Annotated in this window: 20 protein-coding genes and 1 pseudogene; 5 read left to right on the top strand and 16 right to left on the bottom strand. The window is 75.6% G+C overall.

Annotated elements, in window-relative coordinates:
• The first annotated feature begins 20 nt into the window (after nucleotides 1-20).
• Nucleotides 21-2,060 carry a penicillin-binding transpeptidase domain-containing protein gene (locus tag ET471_RS04665; RefSeq protein WP_242496420.1) on the top strand — a complete coding sequence of 680 codons (2,040 nt, stop codon included), beginning with the start codon at nucleotides 21-23 and terminating at the stop codon, nucleotides 2,058-2,060.
• Nucleotides 2,061-2,183: 123 nt separating this feature from the next.
• Here ET471_RS04665 and ET471_RS04660 read toward each other — a convergent pair whose 3' ends face one another.
• Genes ET471_RS04660 through ET471_RS04650 form a run of 3 tightly spaced genes read right to left on the bottom strand, consistent with a single transcriptional unit; the run spans nucleotide 2,184 to nucleotide 5,120 of the window.
• On the bottom strand, nucleotides 2,184-2,516 hold the full coding sequence (locus ET471_RS04660; protein ID WP_129186817.1) for a transcriptional regulator: 333 nt from the start codon (nucleotides 2,514-2,516) through the stop codon (nucleotides 2,184-2,186).
• Nucleotides 2,513-3,013 (bottom strand): hypothetical protein, encoded by a 501-nt coding sequence (locus ET471_RS04655; protein WP_207207330.1) that lies wholly within the window; start codon nucleotides 3,011-3,013, stop codon nucleotides 2,513-2,515. The genes ET471_RS04660 and ET471_RS04655 overlap by 4 nt, the downstream gene beginning before the upstream one ends.
• A gap of 55 nt (nucleotides 3,014-3,068) precedes the next feature.
• The gene (locus tag ET471_RS04650) at nucleotides 3,069-5,120 is read right to left on the bottom strand and encodes an NAD(+) synthase (RefSeq protein ID WP_129186816.1); all 2,052 of its coding nucleotides are present in this window, start codon (nucleotides 5,118-5,120) and stop codon (nucleotides 3,069-3,071) included.
• 130 nt (nucleotides 5,121-5,250) lie between these two features.
• On the opposite strand from ET471_RS04650, the gene ET471_RS04645 reads away from it, so the two are divergent.
• On the top strand, nucleotides 5,251-5,901 hold the full coding sequence (locus ET471_RS04645) for a copper resistance CopC family protein (RefSeq protein ID WP_165350402.1): 651 nt from the start codon (nucleotides 5,251-5,253) through the stop codon (nucleotides 5,899-5,901).
• Between the two features lie 50 nt (nucleotides 5,902-5,951).
• Here the strand turns inward: ET471_RS04645 and ET471_RS18385 are convergent, their stop codons facing one another.
• Nucleotides 5,952-6,572, bottom strand: coding sequence for a hypothetical protein (locus ET471_RS18385; protein ID WP_129186814.1), 621 nt, complete (start codon nucleotides 6,570-6,572; stop codon nucleotides 5,952-5,954).
• 614 nt (nucleotides 6,573-7,186) lie between these two features.
• On the opposite strand from ET471_RS18385, the gene ET471_RS04630 reads away from it, so the two are divergent.
• Nucleotides 7,187-7,468 carry an HU family DNA-binding protein gene (locus ET471_RS04630; protein WP_129186813.1) on the top strand — a complete coding sequence of 94 codons (282 nt, stop codon included), beginning with the start codon at nucleotides 7,187-7,189 and terminating at the stop codon, nucleotides 7,466-7,468.
• A gap of 69 nt (nucleotides 7,469-7,537) precedes the next feature.
• On the opposite strand, the gene ET471_RS04625 is transcribed toward ET471_RS04630, so the two are convergent.
• The 6 genes from ET471_RS04625 to ET471_RS04600 all read right to left on the bottom strand — a co-directional run bounded on the left by ET471_RS04625 (nucleotide 7,538) and on the right by ET471_RS04600 (nucleotide 14,911).
• Entirely contained in the window at nucleotides 7,538-10,120 is a 2,583-nt protein-coding gene (locus ET471_RS04625) for a lysylphosphatidylglycerol synthase transmembrane domain-containing protein (RefSeq protein WP_129186812.1), read from the bottom strand.
• Nucleotides 10,121-10,192: 72 nt separating this feature from the next.
• Nucleotides 10,193-11,017, bottom strand: a complete 825-nt coding sequence (locus ET471_RS04620; protein WP_129186811.1) for a CPBP family intramembrane glutamic endopeptidase — start codon at nucleotides 11,015-11,017, stop codon at nucleotides 10,193-10,195.
• A gap of 42 nt (nucleotides 11,018-11,059) precedes the next feature.
• The gene (locus tag ET471_RS04615; protein ID WP_129186810.1) at nucleotides 11,060-11,485 is read right to left on the bottom strand and encodes an SRPBCC family protein; all 426 of its coding nucleotides are present in this window, start codon (nucleotides 11,483-11,485) and stop codon (nucleotides 11,060-11,062) included.
• A gap of 66 nt (nucleotides 11,486-11,551) precedes the next feature.
• Nucleotides 11,552-13,930: a heavy metal translocating P-type ATPase gene (locus ET471_RS04610; RefSeq protein WP_129186809.1), complete on the bottom strand. Its 2,379-nt coding sequence runs from the start codon at nucleotides 13,928-13,930 to the stop codon at nucleotides 11,552-11,554.
• Nucleotides 13,931-14,020: 90 nt separating this feature from the next.
• Nucleotides 14,021-14,515, bottom strand: a complete 495-nt coding sequence (locus tag ET471_RS04605) for a heavy-metal-associated domain-containing protein (protein WP_129186808.1) — start codon at nucleotides 14,513-14,515, stop codon at nucleotides 14,021-14,023.
• 78 nt (nucleotides 14,516-14,593) lie between these two features.
• Entirely contained in the window at nucleotides 14,594-14,911 is a 318-nt protein-coding gene (locus tag ET471_RS04600; protein ID WP_129186807.1) for a metal-sensitive transcriptional regulator, read from the bottom strand.
• Between the two features lie 176 nt (nucleotides 14,912-15,087).
• Between ET471_RS04600 and ET471_RS04595 the strand changes: the two genes are divergently transcribed.
• The gene (locus ET471_RS04595) at nucleotides 15,088-15,711 is read left to right on the top strand and encodes an AMIN-like domain-containing (lipo)protein (RefSeq protein WP_129186806.1); all 624 of its coding nucleotides are present in this window, start codon (nucleotides 15,088-15,090) and stop codon (nucleotides 15,709-15,711) included.
• A gap of 20 nt (nucleotides 15,712-15,731) precedes the next feature.
• Here the strand turns inward: ET471_RS04595 and hemL are convergent, their stop codons facing one another.
• The 6 genes and pseudogenes from hemL to hemE all read right to left on the bottom strand — a co-directional run bounded on the left by hemL (nucleotide 15,732) and on the right by hemE (nucleotide 22,844).
• Nucleotides 15,732-17,066, bottom strand: a complete 1,335-nt coding sequence (gene hemL, locus ET471_RS04590) for a glutamate-1-semialdehyde 2,1-aminomutase (protein WP_129186805.1) — start codon at nucleotides 17,064-17,066, stop codon at nucleotides 15,732-15,734.
• The gene (hemB, locus tag ET471_RS04585) at nucleotides 17,054-18,004 is read right to left on the bottom strand and encodes a porphobilinogen synthase (RefSeq protein ID WP_242496499.1); all 951 of its coding nucleotides are present in this window, start codon (nucleotides 18,002-18,004) and stop codon (nucleotides 17,054-17,056) included. The genes hemL and hemB overlap by 13 nt, the downstream gene beginning before the upstream one ends.
• A 47-nt stretch (nucleotides 18,005-18,051) precedes the next feature.
• The gene (locus ET471_RS17890) at nucleotides 18,052-19,077 is read right to left on the bottom strand and encodes a uroporphyrinogen-III synthase (protein ID WP_165350401.1); all 1,026 of its coding nucleotides are present in this window, start codon (nucleotides 19,075-19,077) and stop codon (nucleotides 18,052-18,054) included.
• Nucleotides 19,074-20,098, bottom strand: a pseudogene (hemC, locus tag ET471_RS04570) (hydroxymethylbilane synthase). The gene ET471_RS17890 and the pseudogene hemC overlap by 4 nt, the downstream one beginning before the upstream one ends.
• A gap of 146 nt (nucleotides 20,099-20,244) precedes the next feature.
• Nucleotides 20,245-21,684, bottom strand: a complete 1,440-nt coding sequence (locus ET471_RS04565; RefSeq protein ID WP_129186804.1) for a protoporphyrinogen/coproporphyrinogen oxidase — start codon at nucleotides 21,682-21,684, stop codon at nucleotides 20,245-20,247.
• A complete protein-coding gene (gene hemE, locus ET471_RS04560; protein ID WP_129186803.1) occupies nucleotides 21,681-22,844 on the bottom strand; it encodes a uroporphyrinogen decarboxylase in 1,164 nt (387 codons plus the stop codon). The genes ET471_RS04565 and hemE overlap by 4 nt, the downstream gene beginning before the upstream one ends.
• A gap of 48 nt (nucleotides 22,845-22,892) precedes the next feature.
• On the opposite strand from hemE, the gene ET471_RS04555 reads away from it, so the two are divergent.
• Nucleotides 22,893-24,383: a glutamyl-tRNA reductase gene (locus tag ET471_RS04555; protein ID WP_129186802.1), complete on the top strand. Its 1,491-nt coding sequence runs from the start codon at nucleotides 22,893-22,895 to the stop codon at nucleotides 24,381-24,383.
• The last annotated feature ends 21 nt before the right edge of the window (nucleotides 24,384-24,404 follow it).

The raw sequence follows: 24,404 nt of genomic DNA, 5'->3' as shown, positions 1-24,404 counted from the left end.
GGTTCCGCTAGCCTGCCGACGTGCGTGCGACCACCTCGTCCGGTATCGCCCGGATCCAGCGTCCCCGTCCTGAGCGAGACCGCGCCCTGCGCCCGGGCGCCGTGGCGCGGCGCCGTCGCCCGCGCATCGTCGCGCTGGTGCTGGGTCCCGTGCTCGCGCTGCCGCTCGCGGCCTGCACCGGGTCCGACATCCCGTCCGTCGACAAGGCCGCCGACGCGTTCGTGGGCGCCCTGCAGAGCGGCTCGTTCGACGGTGTCGACCTCCACCAGGACACCTCGGCCGACCCGCAGACCCAGCGCAGCGAGATCCTCGAGCCGCTGCTGACCGCGGCGGGCGCCGAGAAGCCCGACGTCGTCGTCCACAAGGTGACCACGGTCGAGACGGGCGACGACAAGGGGCGCAAGGCCACCGCCGAGCTGCAGTGGACGTGGCCGCTGGGCGGCGACGCCACCTGGACGTACCTGACCGACGCCGAGCTCACCTACGTCGAGCCGGAGAAGGACTCCGACCAGCCGGGGTACTGGTCCACGCTGTGGCAGCCCGACGTCCTCGTGCCCGGCCTCCAGCCGGGCGAGCGCCTCAAGGTGGACCGGGTCGCGCCCGTGCGCGGCGACATCCTCGACGGCGCGGGCGAGCCCCTGGTCACGACGCGCGACGTGCTGCGGATCGGCATCGACAAGACGCACGCCTCGGCGGCCGAGTGGGACGGGGCCGCGCGCGCGCTCGCCCAGCTCGCCAACGACGGCGGCATCACGGTCGACGCCGACGCCTACGCGGCGAAGGTCGCCAAGGCCGGCGCCAAGGCGTTCGTCGACCTCGTGACGGTGCGCAAGGAGTCGCCGCAGATCGACGTCGGCGCCGCGCGGCTGACCAAGGGCGTCGGCGTCATCGAGGGCCAGGCGGCGCTCGCTCCGACGTCGACGTTCGCCCGCGCCATCCTCGGCCGGTCGGGCGAGGCGACCGAGGAGATCATCACCGGGTCGGACGGCCGCGTGAAGCAGGGCGACGTCACCGGCCTCTCGGGCCTGCAGAAGCAGTACGACGTGCAGCTCACCGGCTCGCCCGGGATCCTCGTCACCGCCGTCGACCCGCAGGACGACGCGACCGAGCCCCGCGAGCTGTACAAGAAGGAAGCGGTGAACGGTACGTCGCTGCAGACGACGTTCGACGTCGGCCTCCAGGAGCGGGCGGAGTCCGTGCTCGCGAGCACGACGTCGGCCGCGGCGATCGTCGCGATCCGGCCGTCCACCGGTGACGTGCTCGCGGCGGCGTCGGGCCCGGGCAGCAAGGGCCTCGACACCGCGCTGCTCGGCAAGTACGCCCCCGGCTCGACGTTCAAGGTCGTGGACGCGCTCGCGTTCGGCCGCAAGGGCATCACGCCCGACACCACCATCCCCTGCACGCCGACCATCACGGTCAACGGGCGCGAGTTCCAGAACGTGCCGGAGTACCCGTCGAGCGCGCTCGGCGACATCCCGCTGCGCACCGCCATCGCGCACTCGTGCAACACGGCGATGATCAGCCAGCACGACGTCGTCGCGCAGCAGGACCTCGTGACCGCCGCGCAGGACCTCGGCCTGGGCGTCGAGACGCCCGTCGGTGCCCCGGTGTTCTACGGCAACGTGCCGAGCGACGCGACGCCCGCGCAGCACGCGGCCACCCTCATCGGGCAGGACCGCATCGAGGCGTCGCCGTTCACGATGGCCCGGATCGCGGCGTCCGTCGCGGCCGGCAAGCGCGTCGACCCGGTGCTCGTGAAGCCCGCGACGCCCGCCACGGCGAAGGACGTCCCGACGTCGGCGCTCACGGCGGCCGAGGCCGACACGCTGCGCCAGCTCATGGGCGGGGTCGTGGAGAACGGCTCCGCGTCGGTCCTCCAGGACGTCCCCGGCATCGTCGGCGCCAAGACCGGCACGGCCCAGTTCGGCGACGGCACGCAGCAGCACACGTGGATGATCGCCATCGCCGGTGACCTCGCGGTGGCCGTGTTCGTCGAGGTGGGCGACCGGGGGTCGACGACGTCGGGGCCGCTCATGCACGCGTTCCTCACGGGCAGCTGACCGCCCGTCCCGCGTTCTGGCGCGTCGCCCGTCGTCCCCGGGTGCCACCCCTCCCTTTCGATGTCGTACCTCCTTGCGTTATGGGGCCCAGAACGCAAGGAGGTACGACGTTGAAACGGGGGGTCAGGCGTCTGCGACGAGCTGTTGCAGCGCCGCCAGGTGGCCCCTCAGCGCCGCCCGCCCCGCAGGCGTGAGCCGGGCGCGCAGCCGGTGGCGGCCGCCGTCCAGCACCCGCTCCGTCGTCACGTAGCCCGCGTCCTCCAGGGCGCTGAGCTGCTTGGACAGCGCCGAGTCGGACAGCCGGAGCTTCTCGCGCAGGAAGGCGAACTCCGCCCAGTCCGCCGCGGCGAGCGCCGCGGCGAGCTGGAGCCGCGTGGCCGGGTGGATCAGCTCGTCGAACCGGGGGACGACGGCGGCGTCGGCGTCGGCGTCGGGCCGCGGGGCGTGCGCGCTCACCGCCGTGCCGCCCGTCGGGCCGACCGCTGGGCCGACCGCTGTGCAGCCCGTCGTGCCGACCAGCGCACCAGCGACGGCCCGCCTGCGACGACGACCGCCGCGGGCAGCACGGATGCCGCGAGCGTGGCGTGCGCCGCGCCGTCGGCGTCGAGGAGCAGCGCGAACACCACCGTGACGACGACGAGCGCGACCAGCAGGAGCCACACCGTGAGCAGGGTGTGCCGCCCCGCGACCGTGCGGCGCACGCTCACCAGCCCGGTGCGGTGCCGCCCGCTCGCGACGCGGCCGAAGACCCACGCGTGCACGGTGCCGAACAGCAGCGTGGCCACCGTGGTCAGCCACCAGACGTCGAGCTCGGCGACCGCGCCGAGCCCGACCCAGCAGGCGGCGAGGCCCCACCAGTACCAGCCGGGCACCCCGACCTCGTCGGCGACGGCGTGGTGGCCGGCGTCGGCGGCGGCGAGCGCGGCGCGCGCGTCGTCCGGAGAGATGTTCATCGCGGTCCCCTCTCTTTCCTCCATGGAAAGAGAGTCCACTTTCCCGTCGGGAAAGTCAACGGGTCGCGGGAACGTTCTCCAGGTCCGCCAGCCACGCCGCCGCGGACGCGTCCGACGGCATGCGCCAGTCGCCGCGCGGCGAGAGCGTGCCACCGGCCGAGACCTTCGGGCCGTTCGGGATCGCCGAGCGCTTGAACTGGTTGGCGAAGAACCGCCGGAAGAACAGCTCCATCCACGACCGGATGGTCGCCAGGTCGTACGCGGACCGATCGTCGTGCGGGAACCCGGGCGGCCACTCGCCTGCCGCGGCGTCGTGCCACGCGTGCCACTGCAGGAAGGCGATCTTCGACGGGCGCAGGCCGTGGCGCAGCGTCCAGTAGAGCGTGAAGTCCTGGAGCGCGTACGGGCCGATCTTCGCCTCGGTGGACTGCAGCGCCCCGTCCGCGCCCGCGGGCACGAGCTCGGGGGAGATCTCCTGGTCGAGGATCTCGGCCAGGACGTCGTCGGTGTCGGAGCCGAACTGCGACGTCGAGATGACCCACCGGATCAGGTGCTGGATGAGCGTCTTCGGCACCCCGGAGTTGATGACGTAGTGCGACATCTGGTCGCCGACGCCGTACGTCGCCCACCCCAGCGCGAGCTCCGACAGGTCGCCCGTGCCGAGCACGATGCCGCCGAGGTGGTTCGCGAGCCGGAACAGGTAGTCGGTGCGCAGGCCGGCTTGTACGTTTTCGAACGTCACGTCGTACACGGGCTCGCCCCGGCCGAACGGGTGGCCCATGTCGGTGAGCATCTGCGTGGCCGCGGGCCGGATGTCGATCTCCTCGAAGGCGACCCCGAGCGAGCGCCCGAGCCGCCACGCGCGGTCCTTCGTCGCCGTCCCGGTCGCGAAGCCGGGGAGCGTGTAGGCGAGGATGTCCGACCGGGGCCGGCCGAGGCGGTCCATCGCCTTGGCCGCGACGATGAGCGCGTGCGTCGAGTCGAGGCCGCCCGAGACGCCGATGACGATCTTCGGCTGCCCGATCGAGGTGAGCCGCTGCTCCAGCGCGGTGACCTGGATGTTGTAGGCCTCGTAGCAGTCGAGCGCGAGGCGCTCGGCGTCGTCGGGCACGAACGGGAAGCGGTCCACCTTGCGCCGCAGCCCGATGTCCGACGACGGCGGGGCGAGCTCGAAGCCGACCGTGCGGAAGCCGTCGGCGCGGGCCGAGAGCGCCCGGCGGTTGTCGTCGAACGAGCCCTGGCGCAGGCGCTCCTGCCGCAGCCGGTCCAGGTCGACGTCGACGACCGTGCGGCGCGGCCCGTCCGGGAACCGCTCGGACTCGCCGAGCAGGTCGCCGCACTCGTAGACCATCGTCTGGCCGTCCCACGAGAGGTCCGTGCTCGACTCGCCCTGCGACGCCGCGGCGTACACGTAGGCGGCGCTGCACCGGGCGCTCGCGCTGCGCACGAGCAGCCGACGGTCCTCGGCCCGCGCCACCGTGATGGGCGACGCCGAGAGGTTGAGCAGCACGGTCGCCCCGGCCAGGGCCGCCTCCGCCGACGGCGGGACGGGCACCCACATGTCCTCGCACACCTCGACGTGCACCTTGAGGCCCGCGACGTCGGACGCCTCGAAGACCAGGTCGGGGCCGAACGGCACGTCCTCGCCCAGCACGCGGACGGTCGCCCCGCGCCGGTCGTCGCCGGGCGCGAACCAGCGCCGCTCGTAGAACTCGCGGTAGTTCGGCAGGTACGACTTGGGCGCGACGCCCAGCACCTGCCCCCGGTGCACGACGGCGGCGCAGTTCAGCACCCGGTTGCCCGCCTCGAGAGGCAGGCCCACCACGAGCACCGTCATGAGGTCGACGGAGGCCGCGACGACGTCGGCCAGCGCGTCGGCCGCGGCCTCCAGCAGCGGGTCCTGCAAGAGCAGGTCGTCGATCGCGTAGCCCGTGAGGCACAGCTCGGGGAACACCGCGACCGCGACGCCCTCGTCGTGGCACGCCCGCGCCTGCTCGACCACCGCAGTCGCGTTGGCCGCCGGGTCGGCGACCCGCACCGGCACGGTCACGGCCGCGACCCGCGCGAACCCGTGGGAGTACGAGGACCAGAAACCACCAGAACCCATGCCCCGAGTCTGCCGGACGGGGCCCCGACCTGCCGCGTCGTCGCGGCCTGCCGGTCGTGCGGACCGCCCGGGCGAATCTCACACGGGCGCGGTGACCAGGGCGGGCCGCGGCGGGCCTAGGGTTCCCCGCATGGCGTTCCAGCGTTCTGCCCGGGTCCTCCTGCTGAGCCTCGTCGGTGCGGGCCTCGCGCTCGTCGGGCTCGCCGGCCCGGCTGCCGCGCACGACAGGCTCGTGTCGACCGACCCCGCCGACGGGTCCACCGTCGTCGTCCTCCCGGCCGCACTCACGCTCGAGTTCAACGAGGCCGTGCTGCCCACCGGCACGCAGGTGGTGGTCACCTCGGGCGGCGCCGACGTCGGGGCATCCGCGCCGCAGGTCGACGACGCCACCGTGACCGTCCCGCTGCCGCCCGACCTGGCGAACGGCGACTACGACGTCGCCTGGCGCGTCGTCTCCGCCGACGGCCACCCCATCGAGGGCTCGTTCCGGTTCGTGCTCGCCGTCCCGGGCGCGGACCCGGAAACGCCGACGCCCGTCGCGACGCCGACGCCCGTCGCCTCCGAGGCGGCGGACCAGCCCACGGACGCCGCGTCCGCCGTCGCGGCCGGGGACGCTGCGGCGTCCCCGACGCCGACCGAGGCGCCCGCCCCTGGCGACGCCGGCGCTCGCGGCCCGCTCGTCGGGGTGGTCGTCGCCCTGGCCGTCGCGGGCACGGTGGCCGCGCTGATGCTGCGCCGCCAGCGCGGCTCGCGCGTCTACGGCCCGCCCGGGCAGTCCTAGCCAGCTCGAGCCCTTGGCGTTGCGGGACCGGAGGCGCGGGACCGGAGGCCCTACGGGACCCGGTCCTCGAGGATCGCACGCGCCGCGGCGTACTGCGCGTCGCTGAACGAGCTCGCGTACCGGACCGACTTCGCCCCGAGCAGCAGCGCGACCGCATCGGCCGACTTCTCGATACCCTGCCCGCCGAACAGCGCGTCGAGCCGTGCCTCGTAGTCGGTCAGCGACATGCCCGTCGCCGCCATCGTGCGGTTCTGGTGCACGTGCCCGATCTCGTGCCGCAGCACGTCCTTGGTCTGCGCGAGGCGCCCGTCGAGCCGGGTCGCGTTGAGGATGATCGTCTCCGAGCCCGGGATCCACACGCCGCCCAGGTGACCGTCCGGGTCGCCCCACTCGATGCGCGCGGACGCGCCGCCGGGCAGCGTGTCGAGGAAGGCCTCGGCCTCCGCCCGGTAGTCGACCTCCGGCGGGGCCGGGGGCGGCGGCGTCGGAGCGGGCGGCGCCGGGTCGGCCGGTGGTGCCGCCGGGGCGCGTCGGAGGATGGCGGGTCGGCGGCCGGGGGCGCCGGCGGGGTGGGGCTCGGCGCTGGGGGCGTCGGCGTCGGCGTCGGCTCGGGCGCGGGCACCACGGCGGGTGCCGGCGCCACGGGCACCGGCGGGTGCGCCCGGAACCACGCCTCCGCTGCCGCGGTCAGTCGCTGCGCCCAGGCGGCGTCCGCCCTGGTCAACCCAGGTTCGCCGGCCGACCCGGGCTCGCCGGCCGACCCGGGCTCGCCGGCCGACCCGGGCTCGCCGGCCGACCCGGGCTCGCCGGCCGACCCGGGCTCGCCGGTCGGGGCGTCCGGCCGCCGCGTCCCGGACCGGGAGGCCGCGTCGCCGTCGTGGTCGGGCACGACGAGCCCTGCCGCAGGCACCACGAGCCCTGCCGCAGGCGCCACGAGCCCGGCCGCCGTCGCCGCACGCCCGACCTCGCCGGGTGGCGACGGGGCCGCCCCAGCGGTCCAGCTCGCCGCCACGACGAGCAGCGCCGTCGTCGTGCCGACGACGGCGCTGACGGACCGCGAACGACAGCGGTGCAGCGGGACCTCCCAGGTGGGCCTGGCCCCATGCTCACCCCGTCGTCGCCGTCTCGCGCGGCGAGACGGCGACATCGGCGCGACCGGATGCGGCACCACCAGCCAGACACAGCCGCGAGAAGTCGCGGATTTCCGCCGATGTTCCCTAGGGTGGGGGTCAGTCTCCCGGCGGAAAGCCGTGGAAGGCTCGAACGTGACAACGAAGGGAACCGCATGTCGCTCAACAAGTCCGAGCTCGTCTCGGCGATCGCCGCCAAGTCTGAGCTCACCAAGGCTCAGGCCGAGGACGCCCTCAACGCCTTCCAGGAGGTGCTGGTGGAGTCGCTCGCGAAGGGCGAGGCCGTGAAGCTCACGGGCCTGCTCTCGGTCGAGCGCGTCGAGCGTGCCGCCCGCACGGGTCGCAACCCGCGCACGGGCGAGGAGATCCAGATCCCCGCCGGCTTCGGCGTGAAGGTCTCCGCCGGTTCGGTCCTGAAGAAGGCCGTCTCCGAGTGATCTGACTGACCCCCGGGTCAGGACGTCGTCGGCCCGCCCTCGCAGCAGCGAGGGCGGGCCGACGCCTGTCTACAGGTCGTCCTTCGACTCCAGGTAGCGCATGGCGACCCAGCCGATGGGCACGCGCGCCCAGTACGACACGAAGCGGAACAGCAGCGTCACGGAGAGCGCGATGGCCGACGGGATCCCGGCGGCGGTGAGGCCGCCGACGAGGGCGAACTCGACACCGCCGACGCCGCCGGGCGTGGGGACGAGCGCGCCGAGGGTGTTGCCCACGAGGTAGATGACGGCGACGTCGACGATGGGCAGCGACCGCCCGAAGCCCTGGAGGGCGGCGTGGAACGCGAGCACGTAGCCCATGGTCATGATGACGTTGCCGCCGAGGCCCGCGGCGAGCCGCGCGGGCTGCCCGAGCATCTGCGACAGGCGCGGCCACACCTGCTCGAGCGTCGGGCGGGACTTCTCCCACGCCCAGCGCCGGATGCCCGGCACGAGCAGCAGCGCGACGACGACCGCGCCCGTGACGCCGATGCCGATGAGGATCGCGTTGGACGGCACCTGGACGAGCGCGCCGGACCCGGTCGCCAGCGAGATGACGATGAGCAGCACGACGGTGACGACGATCTGCGAGATCTGCACGAGCGCGACGGTCGCGACCGCCATCGGCACGGAGACGCCGCGGCGGGACAGGAAGCGCATGTTGAGGGCGGCGGGCCCGATGCCGGCGGGTGTCGCGAGGGCGACGAACGACCCGGCCATCTGCGCGAGCGTGGACCGCAGCAGCGAGATGCGGCCGGGCGTGAACGCGACGAGCGTGAGGGCCGCCCCGAACCACGTGATGCCCGAGAACGCGAACGACGCAGCCACCCACCACGGGTTGGCCTCGGCGACGGCGGCGCGGATCTCCTCGAAGTTGATGGTCGTGACGACGATGGCGACCGCGATGATGGTCAGGGCCAGCGTGATGACCGTGCGCGCGCCGAACCGCGCCAGGCGGGTGGGCTGCACGCTCGTCTCGGGCAGCCGCTCGACGATCGCGGTGCGCAGCTCGTCGATGAGCCCCTTGGCGCGCCGCATCTCGACGCGAGTGTCCGACGGCAGGGCGATGGTCTGGAGCAGCGGCCCGATGGCGCTGATGTCGGCGTCGGGCAGCGACCGCACCGCCGACGCGACGGCCCGGCGCGCCCCCACGCGCAGCGCGAGGAGCGAGAGCAGCTGGGTGAGGTCGAGGCGGCGCGCGAGCGTCGAGGACGCGATCTCGCCCTGCTCCCACCCCGTGATCCACACGTGCGGACCGTCGTCGTCGTCCCGGTGGACGAGCAGCACGTCGGCGGTGAGCTGGTGGTGCGTCAGGCCGGCGGCGTGGGCACGCTTGAGCTGCTCCCACGCCTCGGCGAGCACGGCGTCGCCGCGTTCGCCCGCGAGCTCCTCGTCGGGCAGGTCGCGCAGCGAGACCGCGCCGCGCGCGTGCTCCTGGACGAGCGCGACGGAGTCGTCGGCCATGCCGATGCCCAGCAGGCGCGGCGTGCGGACGCCCGCGCCTGCGGCCGCGTACGACAGGAGGGCCGTGCGCTCGGCCACCGACTTGAGCGACATGGCCGCGCGGCCTTCCAGCCCGCGCATGCGCAGCGCCCGCCACAGCCGGGTCACGACGCCGACCACCTGCCGGTCGCCGTCGAGCACCACGACGTCGCGACGGACGCCGTCGTCGGTGAGCATCGCGTAGACGCGGTTGTCGCCGGCGCGCGTGAGCGCGACGGCCGCCGGGTCGGAGGAGCGCGTGACGGCGACGACGTCCTCGAACCGGGCGAGGTCGTCGACGCCGGAGGCGGCGCCGAGGTCGCGCACGCGCACGAGCGCGGTGGGGCGGAACCCGGCGCGGCGCACGGCCTGGACCAGCGCGGGCCCGTACGCGCGCTCCGAGCGGACGCCCGAGAGGTACTGCACCGCCTGGCCGGCGAGGCGGCCCAGCAGGAGCGTGAGGAGCGCGCCCGGCAGCGTGACCTGGTTCGTGATGAGCACGATGAGCAGGGCGACGATGAGCACGTTCCAGCCGATGCGCACCGTGCGACGGCGCGTGCGCGGGCCTGCGACCGTGAGCATCGCGGCGATGGCCGAGACGTAGGCCGGGATCTTCAGGCTGGTCACGTTGTTGACGTCGGTGACCGAGAGCCCGCGGATGAAGTCGTCGGTGCCCAGGTGCCGCACGAGCAGCAGCGTCGCGACGCCGAGCAGCAGGCCGAGCGCCGCCGCGGCGATCGACTCGACCACCTGCCGGCCCAGCCGCCGCACGCCCAGCTCGATGACCACGGCCACCGGCAGGATGATCGTGACCAGGCCGTCGATGACGTTGATCGGGATGTGGAGGATCTGGCCCAGGAGGTCCGCGAAGCCCTGCTGGACGTCCGCCGTCACGCCCTCGGTGGTGCGGTGCGCGACCACCGACAGCAGCAGCACCAGGCCGATGCCCAGCGCGGAGGCGATCATCCCCAGGACGTCGGAAGGGTGCCGGACGCGGCGCTCCGGGGTGTCGACGACGCGGACCAGGTCGGCGTCGGGGGCGGCCGCCTCGTCGAAGAGCACGGCCCGCAGGGCAGCGGTCTGCGGGCCCGAGGGGGTCGCAGCCGCGGCAGGAGGAACCGTCTCGGGCATGACTCGCAGTCTATGCAGGGCGCCCGGCGGCGGCCGGAGGTTGGCGTCTCCAGGGTCCACGGTCGGGGTCTCTCAGGTGATCCCGAGCGCCGTGCGCCAGCTCGCGGGGATCAGCGCGTACCCCACGAAGGCGACGACGTCGAGCAGCGTGTGCGCGACGACCAGCGGGATCACGCGGTTCCTGCCCCAGCGCGACCGGTACCACCACGCGAACAGGACGCCCATCGCGGCGTTGCCGAGGAACGGCCCGATGCCCTGGTAGAGGTGGTAGCTGCCGCGCAGCAGCGCGCTGGACACGAGGAACCGCCAGTCCACGCGCGCGGTGGGCGACCAGCCGAGGTCGCGCGTGCGCTCGAACAGGTAGGCCACGACGATGACCTCCTCGAGCGCCCCGTTCTGGAACGCCGCGAGCACGAGCACGGGCACGGTCCACCAGTGCTCGGCCAGCGCGCTGGCCTGCACCGACACCGTGATGCCCAGCAGGCGGCCCAGGGCGTAGAACGCCAGCCCGGGGATGCCGATCGCGGCGGCGAGCGCGACGCCCCAGCCGACGTCGCGACCGCGGCGGGCGCCGCGCCGGTGCCAGTCGAGGCCGATCGCGTCCGTGACGGGCGGCGACCCGCGCCGGATCGCGAGCAGGTACACCGCGAGCAGAACGGGCACCACAGCGAACGCGACCTGGAGCACCTGGTAGGTGAGGTCCAGGTACGGCCGCGGGGAGCGGGACGGGTTGAGGGTGGCGGTCTGGTCGGCCAACGCGACGCCCGAGGTGAGGCGCGCCGCGATGTCCACGACCGCGTACACGCCCGAGCGCCCCAGGCTCAGCGCGAGCAGGAGCCAGATCTCCCAGAGGACGCGACGCCGTTCGGCGACGTCGACGGCGGCGGCAGCACTCACGGCCCCAGGCTAGGCCGCGGGCCTGGGCGGACGCTGGCCGGATCAGGCCGTCTCGTGCTCCAGACGGTCCCGCAGGCCCGCCGCCTCGATCTCCACGAACCGTCGGGTCTTGCCGCCCAGCATCACGCCCACGAGCGGCGCGAGCGGGCCGTGCTGCTCGATCGTCAGGGTCACCCGGCTGCCGGAGGCCGTCGGGGCCACCACGTGCGTGCCCGACGTCGTCACCCCCGGGCTCTTCGACACCCACGTGAAGGACGCGCCGGGATCCACGGCCGTGACGGTCCAGTCCGCCGCGGGGAGCCCCGGCTGGCGGACCTTGACGTGCTCGCCGGGCAGCAGGTGCCCGGCCGCCGTGCGGCGCACCGAGGTCATCGACCGCGTCCACCGCGGCCACGCCTCGACGTCCTCGAGCACGCCCCAGACGGCGTCGGGCGAGGCGGCGATGTCGACGGTCGTGTCGTACCGCATGACTCCACCGTGCCCCATCCGGCGCCCGCGGGCACGCGGGGCAGCGCGCCCCTCAGCCCGCGCCCCTCAGCCTGCGCGCCGCAGGCGGAGCGAGTTCGCCACCACGAGCACCGAGCTCGCCGCCATCGCGCCGCCCGCGATCATCGGGTTCAGCACGCCCGCGGCCGCGAGCGGGATCGCCGCGACGTTGTACGCGAACGCCCAGAAGAGGTTCTGCTTGATGATCCGCAGGGTCGTGCGGCTCAGGCGGACGGCGCTCGCGGCGGCGCGCAGGTCGCCCCGCACGAGCGTGATGTCGCCCGCCTCGATCGCGACGTCGGTGCCCGTACCCATGGCGAGGCCGAGGTCCGCAGTGGCGAGGGCGGCCGCGTCGTTGACCCCGTCGCCCACCATCGCGACGGTGCGGCCCGCGGCCTGGAGCCGGGCCACGGCGGCGGCCTTCTCCTCCGGCAGCACGCGGGCCACGACGTCCTCGGGCGCGATGCCCACGGCCGCGGCGGCCGCGCGGGCCGCGCCCTCGCCGTCGCCCGTGAGCAGCACGGGCCGCAGCCCGAGCGCCTGGAGCTCGGCGACGGCCTGCGCCGACGTCGGCTTGGGCGGGTCGCGCAGCTCGAGCACCGCCTGCGCGACCCCGTTCCACGCGACGACGACGGTGGTCGCGCCGGCGTCCTCGGCACGCGCGACGGCGGCGGCGACGTCGTCGGGGACGGTGACGCCCTGCGTGGCGAGCCAGGACGCGCGGCCGACCACCACGCGCCGGGCGTTCCCGCCGCCGAGCGGCGAGAGCCCGGAGTGCGCGACGCGCACGACGCCCTCGACACCCCCGCCGGAGGTGGCGAGGAACCCGGACACCTCGAGCGCGGCGGCGCCGTCGTCCCCGCCGGGGACGGTCGCCGTCGCGATCGCCTGGGCGATCGGGTGCTCGCTGAGCGCCTCGACGGCCGCCGCGTAGCGCAGCGCCTCGTCGGGGTCGACGCCCGCGGCCGGCGTCACGCGCTCCAGGGCCATGCGGCCCTGCGTCACGGTGCCGGTCTTGTCGAGGACGACGGTGTCGATGGTGCGCGTGCGCTCCAGGATCTCCGGGCCCTTGATGAGCACGCCGAGCTGGGCGCCGCGCCCCGTGCCGACGAGGATCGCGGTGGGCGTCGCGAGCCCCAGCGCGCAGGGGCAGGCGATGATCAGCACCGCGACCGCGGCGGTGAAGGCGTGGTCGACGTCGCCCGTGACCACGATCCAGCCCAGCAGGGTCAGCACCGCGAGCACGATGACGATGGGCACGAACACGGCCGAGATGCGGTCGCCGAGGCGCGCGATGGGGGCCTTGCCGGTCTGCGCCTGCGAGACCAGGCGGCCGATGCGGGCGAGCGTCGTCTCCGCGCCGACGCGCGTCGCGCGCACCAGCAGGTGGCCGGACGTGTTGACGGTGCCGCCGACGACGGCGTCGCCCACGGTCACGTCGACGGGGACGGGCTCGCCCGTGACGAGCGACGTGTCGACGGCGGAGTCGCCGTGGACCACCGTGCCGTCGGTCGCGACGGTCGAGCCCGGCCGGACCACGAACACGTCGCCGACGTGCAGGTCCTCGATGGGGATGCCTGTGGCGTCCCAGGCGCCGTCGGCCCTGCGGAGCGGCTCGCCGGCCGCGGACAGCGCGACCCGCTCGGCGTCCTTGGCGCCGAGCTCCAGCAGCGACCGCAGGGCGTCGCCGGCGCGGTGCCGCGAGCGGTGCTCGGCGTACCGCCCGGCCAGCAGGAACGTCACGACGACGGCGGCGACCTCGAAGTAGATCGGCGGCATCGTGCCGTGCCCGCCGTGGGCGCCGCGGCCGGGCCCGCGGACCACCTCGACGAACGACCACGCCATCGCCGCGACGACGCCGATCGACACGAGCGTGTCCATGGTGGACGCGCCGTGGCGGGCCGCCTTGACGGCGGCCTTGTGGAACGGCCAGCCCGCCCACGCGGCGACCGGGAGCGAGAGGATCCCCACCACCCAGTACCAGCCGGGGAAGTGCCACGGCATGACCATTGAGATCGCCGTCACGGGCACCGTGAGGACCGCCGCGACGACCAGGCGGCGCAGCAGGTCCTGGCCGTGCAGGTCGATGTCGCCGGCATAGCCGCGGTGGCCGCGCGGGCGCACGGCCTCGGGCAGGTCGCGGTCACCGTCCGGCGTGCCCGCCTCGTCCTGCGCCGAGCCGGGGACGGTGGCGCCGGTCACCGTCGCGCCGTACCCCGCCGCCTCGACGGCGGCCACGAGGGCGGCGTCGTCGTGCGGCTCCGTGAGCACGACGTGCGCGCTCTCTAACGGCAGGTTGACCGTGGCGACGACGCCGGGCAGCTTCTGCAGCTTGCGCTCCACGCGGGCCACGCAGGAGGCGCAGGTCATGCCGGTGACGGCGAGGTCGACCTCGCGCAGGGTCTCGGACGTGGTGTCGGTGCTCATCTTCGCCTCGGTCAGCGGGTCTCGGGGGCGCGCCAAGGCGCGTCGGCGCACCCGTCGCCGGGTTCCTGGCGACGGGTGCCGCGGGGTGGGTCAGTTCAGCGGGACGATCGGCAGGCCGATGCCCAGGCCCTGGCGGCCCTGGCCGCCGCAGCCGCACGCGCAGCCGCCGTGCGCCTGGGCGGGCGCGTCGGCGGCGGCCTCGACCGCAGCCTCGCCGTGGCCGCCGCAGCCGCAGCCGCCCGCCCCGTGCGCGTGGCCGTGCTCGCCGTGTGCGTGCCCGTGCTCGCCCGCCGGGCGCACGCCCGTCGCGCGGTACTGGTCGGCGCGCTCGGTCATCTGCGCGGCGAGGGCGTTCTCGAGCACCTCGACGCCGACGACGTCGTAGCCGGCCTCGTCGATCGCCTCGCGCAGCGCGGCCTCCGCGAGCGGCGCGGCCGAGTGCACGGAGACGGACGACGTGGCGCCGTTGCGCAGCTCGACGGCGACGCGCTTGACGCCCTCGACGGCGTTGAGCTCGCGCGTGACCGCGGAGACACAGTGCTCACAGGTCATGCCGTCGACGGAGAGGGTGGTGAGAGTCGTCATCGGGGTGTCCTCACGGGGTGGGTCCTGCGACGTCGCGCAGGACGACGGGGTGGAGCGGGCGTGCGGGCGACGGGCGGTTCAGGAGCGGACGAGGCGGCCGATGGCCTCGGCGGCCTCGCGCACCTTCTCGGCTCCGGCGTCGTCGGACTGCCGGGCGGCGTCGACGACGCAGTGGCCGAGGTGGTCCTCGACGAGCGCGAGGCTGACGGCCTGGAGCGCGCTCTTGACCGCCGACACCTGGGTGAGGATGTCGATGCAGTACACGTCCTCGTCGATCATGCGGGCGATGCCGCGCACCTGGCCCTCGATGCGGCGCATGCGCTTGAGGTACGCCTCCTTGTCGGAGGCGTAGCCGTGCGCGCCGTCGTGGCTGGCGTGGTGCGTGTGCTCGGTCATGGCTCTGGTTTATACCCCTAGGGGGTAGGGGGTCAAATAGGCGGCGCGGCGTGCGCCGCCCCGTGGCGTGGACGACCCGGCGCCACTCGACGCGACCCGCTCGCGCCCGGCCGGTCGAGATTCCACCAAGACTCGGTAAAACTCCTGGTAGCCCACCGCCGCCACCGGGAGACGCCATGCGCACCAGACTCCGTATCACCGCCGCAGCGTCGCTCGCGCTCGCGCTCCTGCTGGGCGCGTGCGGCGCGTCCCGCGCCGAGCACCCGGAGGCGGGCGTCGCGGTGGCCGACGACGTCCGGGCGGAGGCCGCGGCCGGCGAGGCCGACACCGCCGTGGTCCACGACGACGCCGCGCCCGACGACATCTGGTGGTGGCTCGACGCACCGCCCAGCCACGACGCCTCGGCGGTCGTGACGGGCGTGCGCGCCGGCCTCCACGACGGGTTCGACCGCATCGTCGTCGACCTGGCCGGGCAGGGCGTGCCCGGCTGGGGCACCGAGCTGGTCGAGACGGCGACCGACGAGGGCTCCGGGTACCCGGTCGACGTGACCGGCGACCAGTTCGTGCTGCTCCGCCTGGCCGGGATGGCGTTCCCGCCCGACGCCGACCCCGCGCACGTCGACCCGTTCGTGCTCGACGTCGGCGGCGAGTCCGTCTCCCAGGTCGCGGTCCGGTTCTGGCACGAGGGGAACCTGAACGTCTTCCTGGGCCTCGTGGGCGACGCCGAGCCGTCCGTGACGGTGACGCTCCAGGAGGACCCGCTCGCGCTCGTCGTCGACGTCGCGCGCCCGGTGGTCTGACGACGCCTCGGGTCCTCGTCTCAGGAGGTGGGGGTCGCCTCCGCGGCCGCACGGGCCGCCGCGGGGAGCGCCTCGACGATCCGCGACAGCGCCGCGTCGTCGTGCGCGGACGAGAGGAACCAGGCCTCGAACACCGACGGGGGCAGGTTGATGCCCGAGTCCAGCATGCTGTGGAAGAAGGCGTTGTAGCGGAACACGTCCTGCTTCTGGGCGTCCGCGTAGTCCCGCACGCCCGACGACGCGGCGTCCGCGCCGAAGAAGACGCTGAACAGGTTCCCGGCGTGCTGGACGCGGTGCGGGACGCCCGCAGCATCCAGGGCGCGGCCCACCTCGGCGGACAGCGTGGCGGCCGCGCGGTCGACGTGCGTGTAGACGGCGTCGTCGGCGAGGCGCAGCGTGGCCAGGCCCGCGGCGACGGCGACCGGGTTCCCGGACAGCGTGCCCGCCTGGTAGACGGGGCCCTCGGGCGCGAGCTGGGACATGATCGCGGCCGGGCCGCCCAGCGCGGCGACGGGCATGCCGCCGCCGACGACCTTGCCGAACGTGAACAGGTCGGGCGTGTAGTCCTCCCCGGCCGCCGTCTCGAGCCCCCAGTGGCCCGACGGCCCGACCCGGAACCCGGTGAGCACCTCGTCGAGGACCAGCAGGGCACCGTGCGCCGCGGTGACGGCCCGGAGCCCCGCGTTGAACCCCGGCGCCGGCGGGACGACGCCCATGTTGGCGGGGGCGGCCTCGACGATGACGGCCGCGATCTGGTCGCCGCGCGCCGCGAAGGCCGCCTCGACGGCCGCGAGGTCGTTGTACGGCAGCACGAGCGTCTCGGCCGCCGACGCCGCGGTGACGCCCGCGGTGCCGGGCATCGCGAGGGTCGCGACGCCGGAGCCTGCCTCGGCCAGCAGCGCGTCGACGTGCCCGTGGTAGTTGCCCGCGAACTTCACGACGAGCGGGCGGCCGGTGACGCCGCGCGCGAGGCGGATCGCCGTCATCGTCGCCTCGGTGCCCGTGGACACCAGGCGCACGCGCTCGGCGGCGGGGACGCGGCGGCGGATCGCCTCGGCGAGCTCGACCTCGCCGACCGTGGGCGCGCCGAAGGACAGACCGCGCGCGGCCGCCTCCTGGACGGCCTCCACGACCGACGGGTGCGCGTGGCCCAACAGCGCCGGGCCCCACGAGCACACGAGGTCCACGTACTCGCGGCCCGCGACGTCGTACACGTACGCGCCCTGGGCGCGCGCGAGGAACCGCGGGTCGCCGCCCACCGAGCGGTACGCGCGCACGGGGGAGTTGACGCCGCCGGGGATCGCGGCCTGGGCGCGGACGAACGCCTCGTGGTTGGTGACGGTCACTTGATCCACTCCGCGATCTCGAGGGCCCAGTAGGTCAGGACGATGTCGGCGCCCGCGCGCTTGATGCTCGTGACGGACTCCAGGACCGACGCCTTCCGGTCGATCCAGCCGTGGGCCGCGGCGGCCTCGATCATCGCGTACTCGCCGCTGACCTGGTACGCCGCGACGGGCACGTCGGACCGCTCCGCGACGGCGTGCAGCACGTCGAGGTACGAGCCCGCGGGCTTGACCATGACGATGTCGGCGCCCTCGGCGAGGTCGAGGTCCGCCTCGCGCAGCCCTTCGCGCAGGTTCGCGGCGTCCATCTGGTACGTGCGGCGGTCGCCCTGGAGGGCGCTGTCCACAGCCTCGCGGAACGGCCCGTAGAAGGGGCTCGCGTACTTCGCGGAGTAGGCCAGGATCGACACCCCGGTGAACCCGGCGTCGTCGAGCGCGTCCCGGATCACGGCCACCTGGCCGTCCATCATGCCGCTCGGGGCCACCACCTCGGCGCCCGCGCGGGCCTGCGCGACGGCCATGGCCGCGTAGCGGTCGAGCGTGGCGTCGTTGTCGACCTCGCCGTCGGCGGTCAGGACGCCGCAGTGCCCGTGGTCGGTGAACTCGTCGAGGCACGTGTCGGCCATGACGACGGGGCCGGGCCGGCCGGTCTCCGCCTCGACCTCGGCCACCGCGGCCCGCGCGACGGCGATGCCGCGCTGCAGGATCCCGTCCGGCGCCTCGCCCTGCGACCCGACGGCGTCGCGCACCGCGGGGATGCCGAACAGCATCACGCCGCCCAGCCCTGCCCGCGCCGCGGCCGCGACGGTGTCGCGCAGCGTGCCGAGCGTGTGCTGCACCTGCCCGGGCATGGAGGTGATCGGGGCGGGCTTGGTGAGCCCTTCCTTGACGAACAGCGGCAGCACCAGCTCGGCCGCGTGCAGCCGGTTCTCGGCGACGAGCCGCCGCATGCGCGGCGTGGCCCGCAGCCGCCGCGGGCGGTAGACGATTCCTGAGCTCACGCGTCACTCCTCGTGGTCGGTGCTGGGTGGGCCGCCGCGCACAGCGCGTCGGCGAGAGCGTGGTCGGTGGGGTGGTCGGCGACGCCGACGACGGTCAGCCCGGCGGCCCGGGCGGCGTCGGCGGAAGGCTGTCCGATGGCGACGACGGGGGGAGCGGCGTCCCCGAGCTGCCGCGCGAGCTCGCGCGCGGCGGACCCGGCGGCGACGACGGCGACGTCGACCCGCCCGGCGCGGGCGAGGCCGGCGACGTCGTCGGGCAGCGCGACGGGCACGGTGCGGTAGGCGACGACGACGTCGACGTCCCACCCGGCGGCGCGCAGCCCGTCGGCGAGCACGGTGCGCGCGAGGTCCCCGAGGGGGAGGAGCACGCGGCGGCCCGGCCCTGTGCCGTCCGGCGTCGCCGCGGTAGCGGAAGCGGCCGCCGAGCCGGGCGTCGCGCCGGCCGCGAGACCGGGCGCGGCATCGATCTGGGGTGCGGGCGCGCTGCTGGTCATCGGTGCGGCACCCGTCTCGGCCGCCGCACCGCGTGCGGGCGCGGCGGGAAACGCGGCGACGAGCTCGCCCGCGGTCCCGTGCGCCTCCAGCGCGACCGCCACGCCGGCCCCGCGCAGCGCCCGGGCGGTAGCCGGCCCGACCGCGGCCCAGCGCGTCGCCCCGGCCCCGTGCCGATCGGAACGTGCATTCGGGATCGGAACGTGCGCCGCAACCCACGTTCCGATCCCGTCCGCACGTTCCGATGCGCGCGGCGGAAGGCCCGCGAGCGTGACGCCCGTCCGGGCCGCCGCCGCGACGACGGCGTCGACGGCGTTCACGCTCGTCACCGCCACCCACGCGTACGCGTCGAGGGCTCGGACCGCCGTGTCCAGCGCAGTGACGGACGCGGGCGGGGCCGTCGCCGTCACCGGTGCGACGAGGACGTCGGCGCCCAGCGCGCGCAGCCGCTCGGCGAGCGCGCGCGAGCGCTCCGGGGCGCGCGTGACGAGCACCGTGCGGCCGGCGAGCGGGAGGTCCAGGTCGGTCACGATCCGGGAGCGCCCGCCTCGGTGGGGTCGGCGAGCGCGGGGTCCGGCGTCGCCGGGGCGGGCCGCGCGACCGTCGCGGCGAGCGGGGCGAGGCGCTCCGCGCCGTCGGCGAGCAGGGCCTCGGCGACGCGCACGCCCAGGTCGCGGGCGGCGTCGTCGTCCGCGACGTCCTGCCCGAGCGCGACGGACGCGCGGTGCCCGAGCGTCTCGGTGCCGTCCACGCGGGCGACGACGGCGTCGAGCGTCAGCTCCCCGTCCGACGCCCTGGCGAGCGCTCCGACCGGCGCGGCGCAGCCGGCCTCGAGCCGGGCGAGCACGGCCCGCTCGGCGATCACGGACAGGCGGGTGGCGCGGTGGTCGAGGGCGGCGAACGCCTCGGCGAGCGGGCCGCCCTCGGCGACGTCCGCGGTGCGGGCCTCGACGGCGAGCGCGCCCTGCCCGGGGGCCGGGGCCACGAGCGCGGGGTCGAGGGCGTCGGTCACGGCGTCGAGGCGGCCGAGCCGGGTCAGGCCCGAGCAGGCGAGCACGACGGCGTCGAGGTCGGCGTCCGGGCCGAGCGCGCGCCTCAGGCGCGTGTCGACGTTGCCGCGGATGTCGACGACGTCGAGGTCCGGGCGGGCGGCGCGCAGCTGTGCGGCGCGGCGCGGCGAGCCCGTGCCCACGCGGGCGCCGCGGGGCAGGGTCTCGAGCGTGAGCCCGTCGCGGGCGCACAGGGCGTCGCGCGGGTCCTCGCGCTCGGGCGTGACGAACGTGAGCCCCTCGACCGCACCCGTGGGCAGGTCCTTGAGGCTGTGGACGGCGACGTCGCAGCGCCCGTCGAGCAGCGCCTCGCGCAGCGCGGCCACGAACACGCCCGTCCCCCGAGCGAGGCCAGGGACCCGGTGAGCACGTCGCCGTCGGTGCGGATGTGGATGAGCTCGACCGGCCGCCCGGTCAGCTCCTCGAGGCGCTTCGCCACGAGGCCCGACTGCGTGGTGGCCAGCAGGCTGGCCCGGGTGCCGAGACGGAGGGGTGCGGTCACGCCCCCATCCTCGCGCGCGGCCCGCGCTGAACGAAACCAGGTCGCTGCGTGGCTGGTCACACCCCGGCAGTTCGTCGTCAACCCGTGCGCCCGGGGGCACGGGTTGACGACGAACTGCCGGTCAGACGTGTCGCCGAGGCCGGCTGCTACAGGTCCGCCGCCGCCGTGCGGGCGTGCGTCACGATCGACGCCAGGCCCGTGCCGGCGATCCAGCCGCCCACGACCGTCAGGCCGTCCTGGGCCGCCACTGCGTCCGTGAAGCCTGTCAGCGCCGCCCGGTAGGCCGGGGTGGGCGGCGGGAGAGAGCCGTCCCAGCGCTGGACCAGGTGGTCGCGGACGCGGCCGCGCAGGTCGACGCCCAGCAGGACGCCGGCGTCGTGCGTGGCGCGCTCGACGTCGGGCTCCACGACCGTGTCGCCCAGGCGGCCGTAGCTGAGGCGGACGACGTGGACGCCCTCGCCGGCGGCCGCGCGGACGCGGGCCGCGAGCCAGGGCCACTTGGCGGTCGCGTGCGTGAACGCCTTCGCGGCCACGCCCGTGCTGCCGCGCGAGTCGGGGGCGATGAGCATGCCCGTGCCGCGCGGGGCGGCGTCGAGCTCGGGGGCGTCGAGGAGCAGTGCGACGAGCGCGATGGGTGCGCCCGGCGTCGCCGTCGGCGGGTCCACGCCCACGACGGGGGCCAGCAGGGGCGCCACGGCGGGCGTCGCGACGACGAGCCGCGGCGCGACGACGACGGCGCCCGTCGCGGTGGTGACCTTCCAGCGGCCGGCGGCCGCGGAGCCGCCCAGGCCCGCGACGCGCTCGATCCCCACGACCTTCTCGGTGCAGCGCACGCCGGCGCTCGTGGCGGGCGACCCCTGCGCGTCCCACTGCTCGGCGTCGGCGTTGAGCTCGCCGACCATCGCCTCGATGATCGCGTGGATGCCGCCGTCGACGCCGCGGACCATCGCCCCGGCCGGCGCGGCCTTGCGCAACGAGCCGACGGCCTTCGACAGCGAGCCCTCGCGCGCGAACGCGTCGAGCAGCCCGGGGGCGACGGCGCCCACGTCGAGCGCGTCGACCGTCGCGGAGTGCACGCCGGCCGCGATGAGCGTGACGAGCCGGTCGGTGACGCGGCGGCCCATGCGCGAGCGCACGAGCGCCCCGAGGGACGACGTGTCGGCGAACCGGGCCGGCAGCACGCGGTCGAGCGAGGCCCGCAGCGCGCCGGGCCACCCGACCGCGCGGCGCACGTCGGCGGCCCACGGCGTCGACGGGATGCCGAGCATGCCCGCCGCGGGCAGCGGGAACGTGCGCCCGGCCGAGTACCCCCACGCCTGCGCGGCGGCCGGCACGGCGCCCGTCAGCCCGAGCTCCTCCGCGAGCTCGGTCACCGCGACGCCGCGCGCGGCGTACGACTCCACGCCCACGTCCACGGGCACCGACGGCAGCGACGCGAAGTGCCCGCCGCGCACCGGCCCGCCGGGCAGGGCGTCGGCCTCCAGCACGACGACGCGCAGCCCGCGCCGTGCCAGCGTCCGCGCGGCCGTGAGCCCGCCGATGCCGCCGCCGACGACGACGGCGTCGACCTTCTCCTCCGCCGTCACAGCGAGTGCACCAGCTCGACGACGCGCGTCAGCACGGTCGGGTCCGTCTCGGGCGGCACGCCGTGCCCGAGGTTCACCACGTGCCCGGGCGCGCGACGCCCGCCGGCCGGTCCCGCACCCCCGGCCCCGCGGGCGACGACGTCGCGCACGTGCGCCTCGAGCACGTCCCACGGCGCCGCGAGCAGCGCCGGGTCGATGTTGCCCTGGATGGTCACGCCCTCGCCGATCATGGCCAGAGCCTCGTCGAGCGGGGTGCGGTAGTCGACCCCGACGACGCGGTCCGCGATCCCGGCCGACGTCAGGACGTCCCGCATCGCCGGGAGCAGGTGCCCGGTGCCGGTGCCGAAGTGGATGCCGGGCACGCCGAGGTGGGCGACGGCGGACAGCGCCTGCGCCGACGCCGGCGCCACGCGCGCGGTGTAGTCGCCCAGCGACAGCGACCCCGCCCACGAGTCGAAGAGCTGCACGGCCGAGGCGCCCGCGAGCACCTGGGCGCGCAGGAAGTCGCCCGTGAGCGACGCCGTCCACGCGACCAGGCGGTCCCACGTCTGAGGGTCGGCGTGCATGAGGGTGCGCGCGGCGAGGTGGTCGCGCGACGGCCGCCCCTCGACCAGGTAGGCGGCCAGCGTGAAGGGTGCCCCGCCGAACCCGATGAGCGGCGTGCCGCCCAGCTCCGCGACCGTCAGCGCGACGGCCTCGCGGACGGGCGCGAGCGCCTCCGGCGTCAGGGTCGCGGAGACGAGCCGGTCGACGTCGGCGGGCGTGCGGTACGGCTGGTCCATGACGGGCCCGACGCCGGGCACGATGTCCACGGCCACGCCCGCGAGCTTGAGCGGCACCACGATGTCGGAGAAGAAGATCGCCGCGTCCACCCCGTGGCGGCGCACGGGCTGCAGTGTGATCTCTGTCGCAAGGGCCGGGTCCAGGCACGAGTCGAGCATCGCGTGCCCCTCGCGGACCTTCCGGTACTCCGGCAGCGACCGGCCCGCCTGCCGCATGAACCAGATGGGGAGCCGTTCGGGGCGGTCACCCCGCAGAGCCCTGACCAGCGGCGACGCGGCGGTGCGCCCGTCGGCGAGCGGATGGTCCGACGGCAGCGGGGTCGTCGTCGCGACGTGCGTGGCACCGAGCGGCTCGGGGGCCGGAGTGTGGGAGGTCACGAGCAAGGATTCTGCCCCGGCGCGGGCGGGCAACTACAGTCCAGAGCTGTGGTGCTGCTCTCCCTGACCGCTTCCCACCGGGAGCTGGACCTCGACGCGCTCGAGCGGCTGTCGTCGGGGTCCGCGTCGGTGGCACGCACGATCGTGGGCTCGTGCCAGCCCGTGCAGGGTGCCGTCGTCATCTCCACGTGCAACCGGTTCGAGCTGTACCTCGACGTCGAGGCGCCGATGAACGGGCACACGCTGGAGCACGCGACGACGCACGTGGCCGAGCTGGTCGCCGCGGCGTCCGGCGTCCCGGCGACGACCGCGACGGGCTCCTTCACGGTGCGCACCGCGTCCGAGGTGCCCGAGCACCTGTTCGCCGTCGCGGCCGGGCTCGACTCCATGGTCATCGGCGAGCGCGAGATCGCCGGGCAGGTCAAGCGGGCGCTCGCCATCGCCCGCGAGGAGCACACCACGTCCAAGACGCTCGAGCTGCTCTTCCAGACGGCGTCGCGCACGTCCAAGCGCGTGGGCACGTCGACCGAGCTCGGCGCCACCGGCCGCTCCGTCGTCAAGCTCGCGCTCGACCTCGCCGCCCGCGCCCTGCCCGCGTGGCGCAACGTCCGCACGGTCCTCATCGGCACCGGCTCGTACGCCGGAGCGACCGTCGCGGCGCTCGCCGCGCGCGGCGCCGACGACGTCCGCGTCTTCTCCCAGTCCGGCCGCGCCGAGCTGTTCGCCCAGTCGCACGACGTCGAGGCCCTCGGCCCGGACGAGGAGTCGCTCGTCGAGGCGCTCGCCGAGGCCGACCTGGTCGTCTCGGTCTCGGGCGCCCGCGGCCGCGGGCCGACGCTCGCGACGCCGACCGACCCGGCGCCCGCGCCGTCGCGCTCCCACGTGGAGCCCGACGTGGAGCCCGGCGCGGAGCCCGACGCCGACCGGCGCGGCCCCGAGGCCTCGATCGAGTTCGTGCTCGACGCCGCGGCCGTCGCGCGGGCCCGCGTCCGGGCGACCGAGCGCGCCGCCGCCCGCGCCGGCTCCGCCGACCGGGGCACGCCCCGCCCGCTCGTCGTGCTCGACCTTGCGCTGCACCGCGACGTCGACCCCGAGGTCGCCGACGTCGAGGGCGTGCTCCTCTACGACCTCCAGGCCCTCAAGGCGCACGCGCCGGCGACCGCCACCTCGGTCGTCCGGCATGCCCGCGAGCTCGTCGACGCCGCGGCGCGCGAGTTCGCCGACCACCAGGTGGGCCGCGCGGCCGACGCCGCCGTCGTCGCCCTGCTGGACGAGGCCGAGCGGCAGGCCGAGGCCGAGATCGCCGCCGCCGTCGACCGCCTCCGCGCGGAGCTCGCCGCCCACGGCGACCCGTCGGAGCCCGACGAGGACGACGTCGACAAGATCTCCCGCGACGTCCGCAAGCGCGTCCACACCGCGCTCCACACGAAGATCGTCGCCGCGCGCGCCGAGGCCCTGGCCCGCGCCCGGGCGGCGGAACGCGACGTCGTGACGGAGGCCGAGGCGGCCACCGCGGAGCCGAGCACCCCGCGCCGCTGACCGGCGGCACTGCGCCACGGC

This window comes from Xylanimonas protaetiae (assembly GCF_004135385.1).
In the GTDB taxonomy this organism is placed as follows: domain Bacteria; phylum Actinomycetota; class Actinomycetes; order Actinomycetales; family Cellulomonadaceae; genus Xylanimonas; species Xylanimonas protaetiae.
The sequence above is the reverse complement of the archived record's forward strand: the minus strand, read 5'-3'. Positions and strand labels throughout refer to the sequence as shown.

What these genes read in the sequence shown, in the direction of transcription:
- ET471_RS04655 (WP_207207330.1), bottom strand. Translation starts at nt 3,013, where the DNA reads ATGAACATCTCTCCGGACGACGCGCGCGCCGCGCTCGCCGCCGCCGAC.
- ET471_RS04650 (WP_129186816.1), bottom strand. Translation starts at nt 5,120, where the DNA reads ATGGGTTCTGGTGGTTTCTGGTCCTCGTACTCCCACGGGTTCGCGCGG.
- ET471_RS04645 (WP_165350402.1), top strand. Translation starts at nt 5,251, where the DNA reads ATGGCGTTCCAGCGTTCTGCCCGGGTCCTCCTGCTGAGCCTCGTCGGT.
- ET471_RS04630 (WP_129186813.1), top strand. Translation starts at nt 7,187, where the DNA reads ATGTCGCTCAACAAGTCCGAGCTCGTCTCGGCGATCGCCGCCAAGTCT.
- ET471_RS04625 (WP_129186812.1), bottom strand. Translation starts at nt 10,120, where the DNA reads ATGCCCGAGACGGTTCCTCCTGCCGCGGCTGCGACCCCCTCGGGCCCG.
- ET471_RS04615 (WP_129186810.1), bottom strand. Translation starts at nt 11,485, where the DNA reads ATGCGGTACGACACGACCGTCGACATCGCCGCCTCGCCCGACGCCGTC.
- ET471_RS04610 (WP_129186809.1), bottom strand. Translation starts at nt 13,930, where the DNA reads ATGAGCACCGACACCACGTCCGAGACCCTGCGCGAGGTCGACCTCGCC.
- ET471_RS04605 (WP_129186808.1), bottom strand. Translation starts at nt 14,515, where the DNA reads ATGACGACTCTCACCACCCTCTCCGTCGACGGCATGACCTGTGAGCAC.
- ET471_RS04600 (WP_129186807.1), bottom strand. Translation starts at nt 14,911, where the DNA reads ATGACCGAGCACACGCACCACGCCAGCCACGACGGCGCGCACGGCTAC.
- ET471_RS04595 (WP_129186806.1), top strand. Translation starts at nt 15,088, where the DNA reads ATGCGCACCAGACTCCGTATCACCGCCGCAGCGTCGCTCGCGCTCGCG.
- hemB (WP_242496499.1), bottom strand. Translation starts at nt 18,004, where the DNA reads ATGCGGCGGCTCGTCGCCGAGAACCGGCTGCACGCGGCCGAGCTGGTG.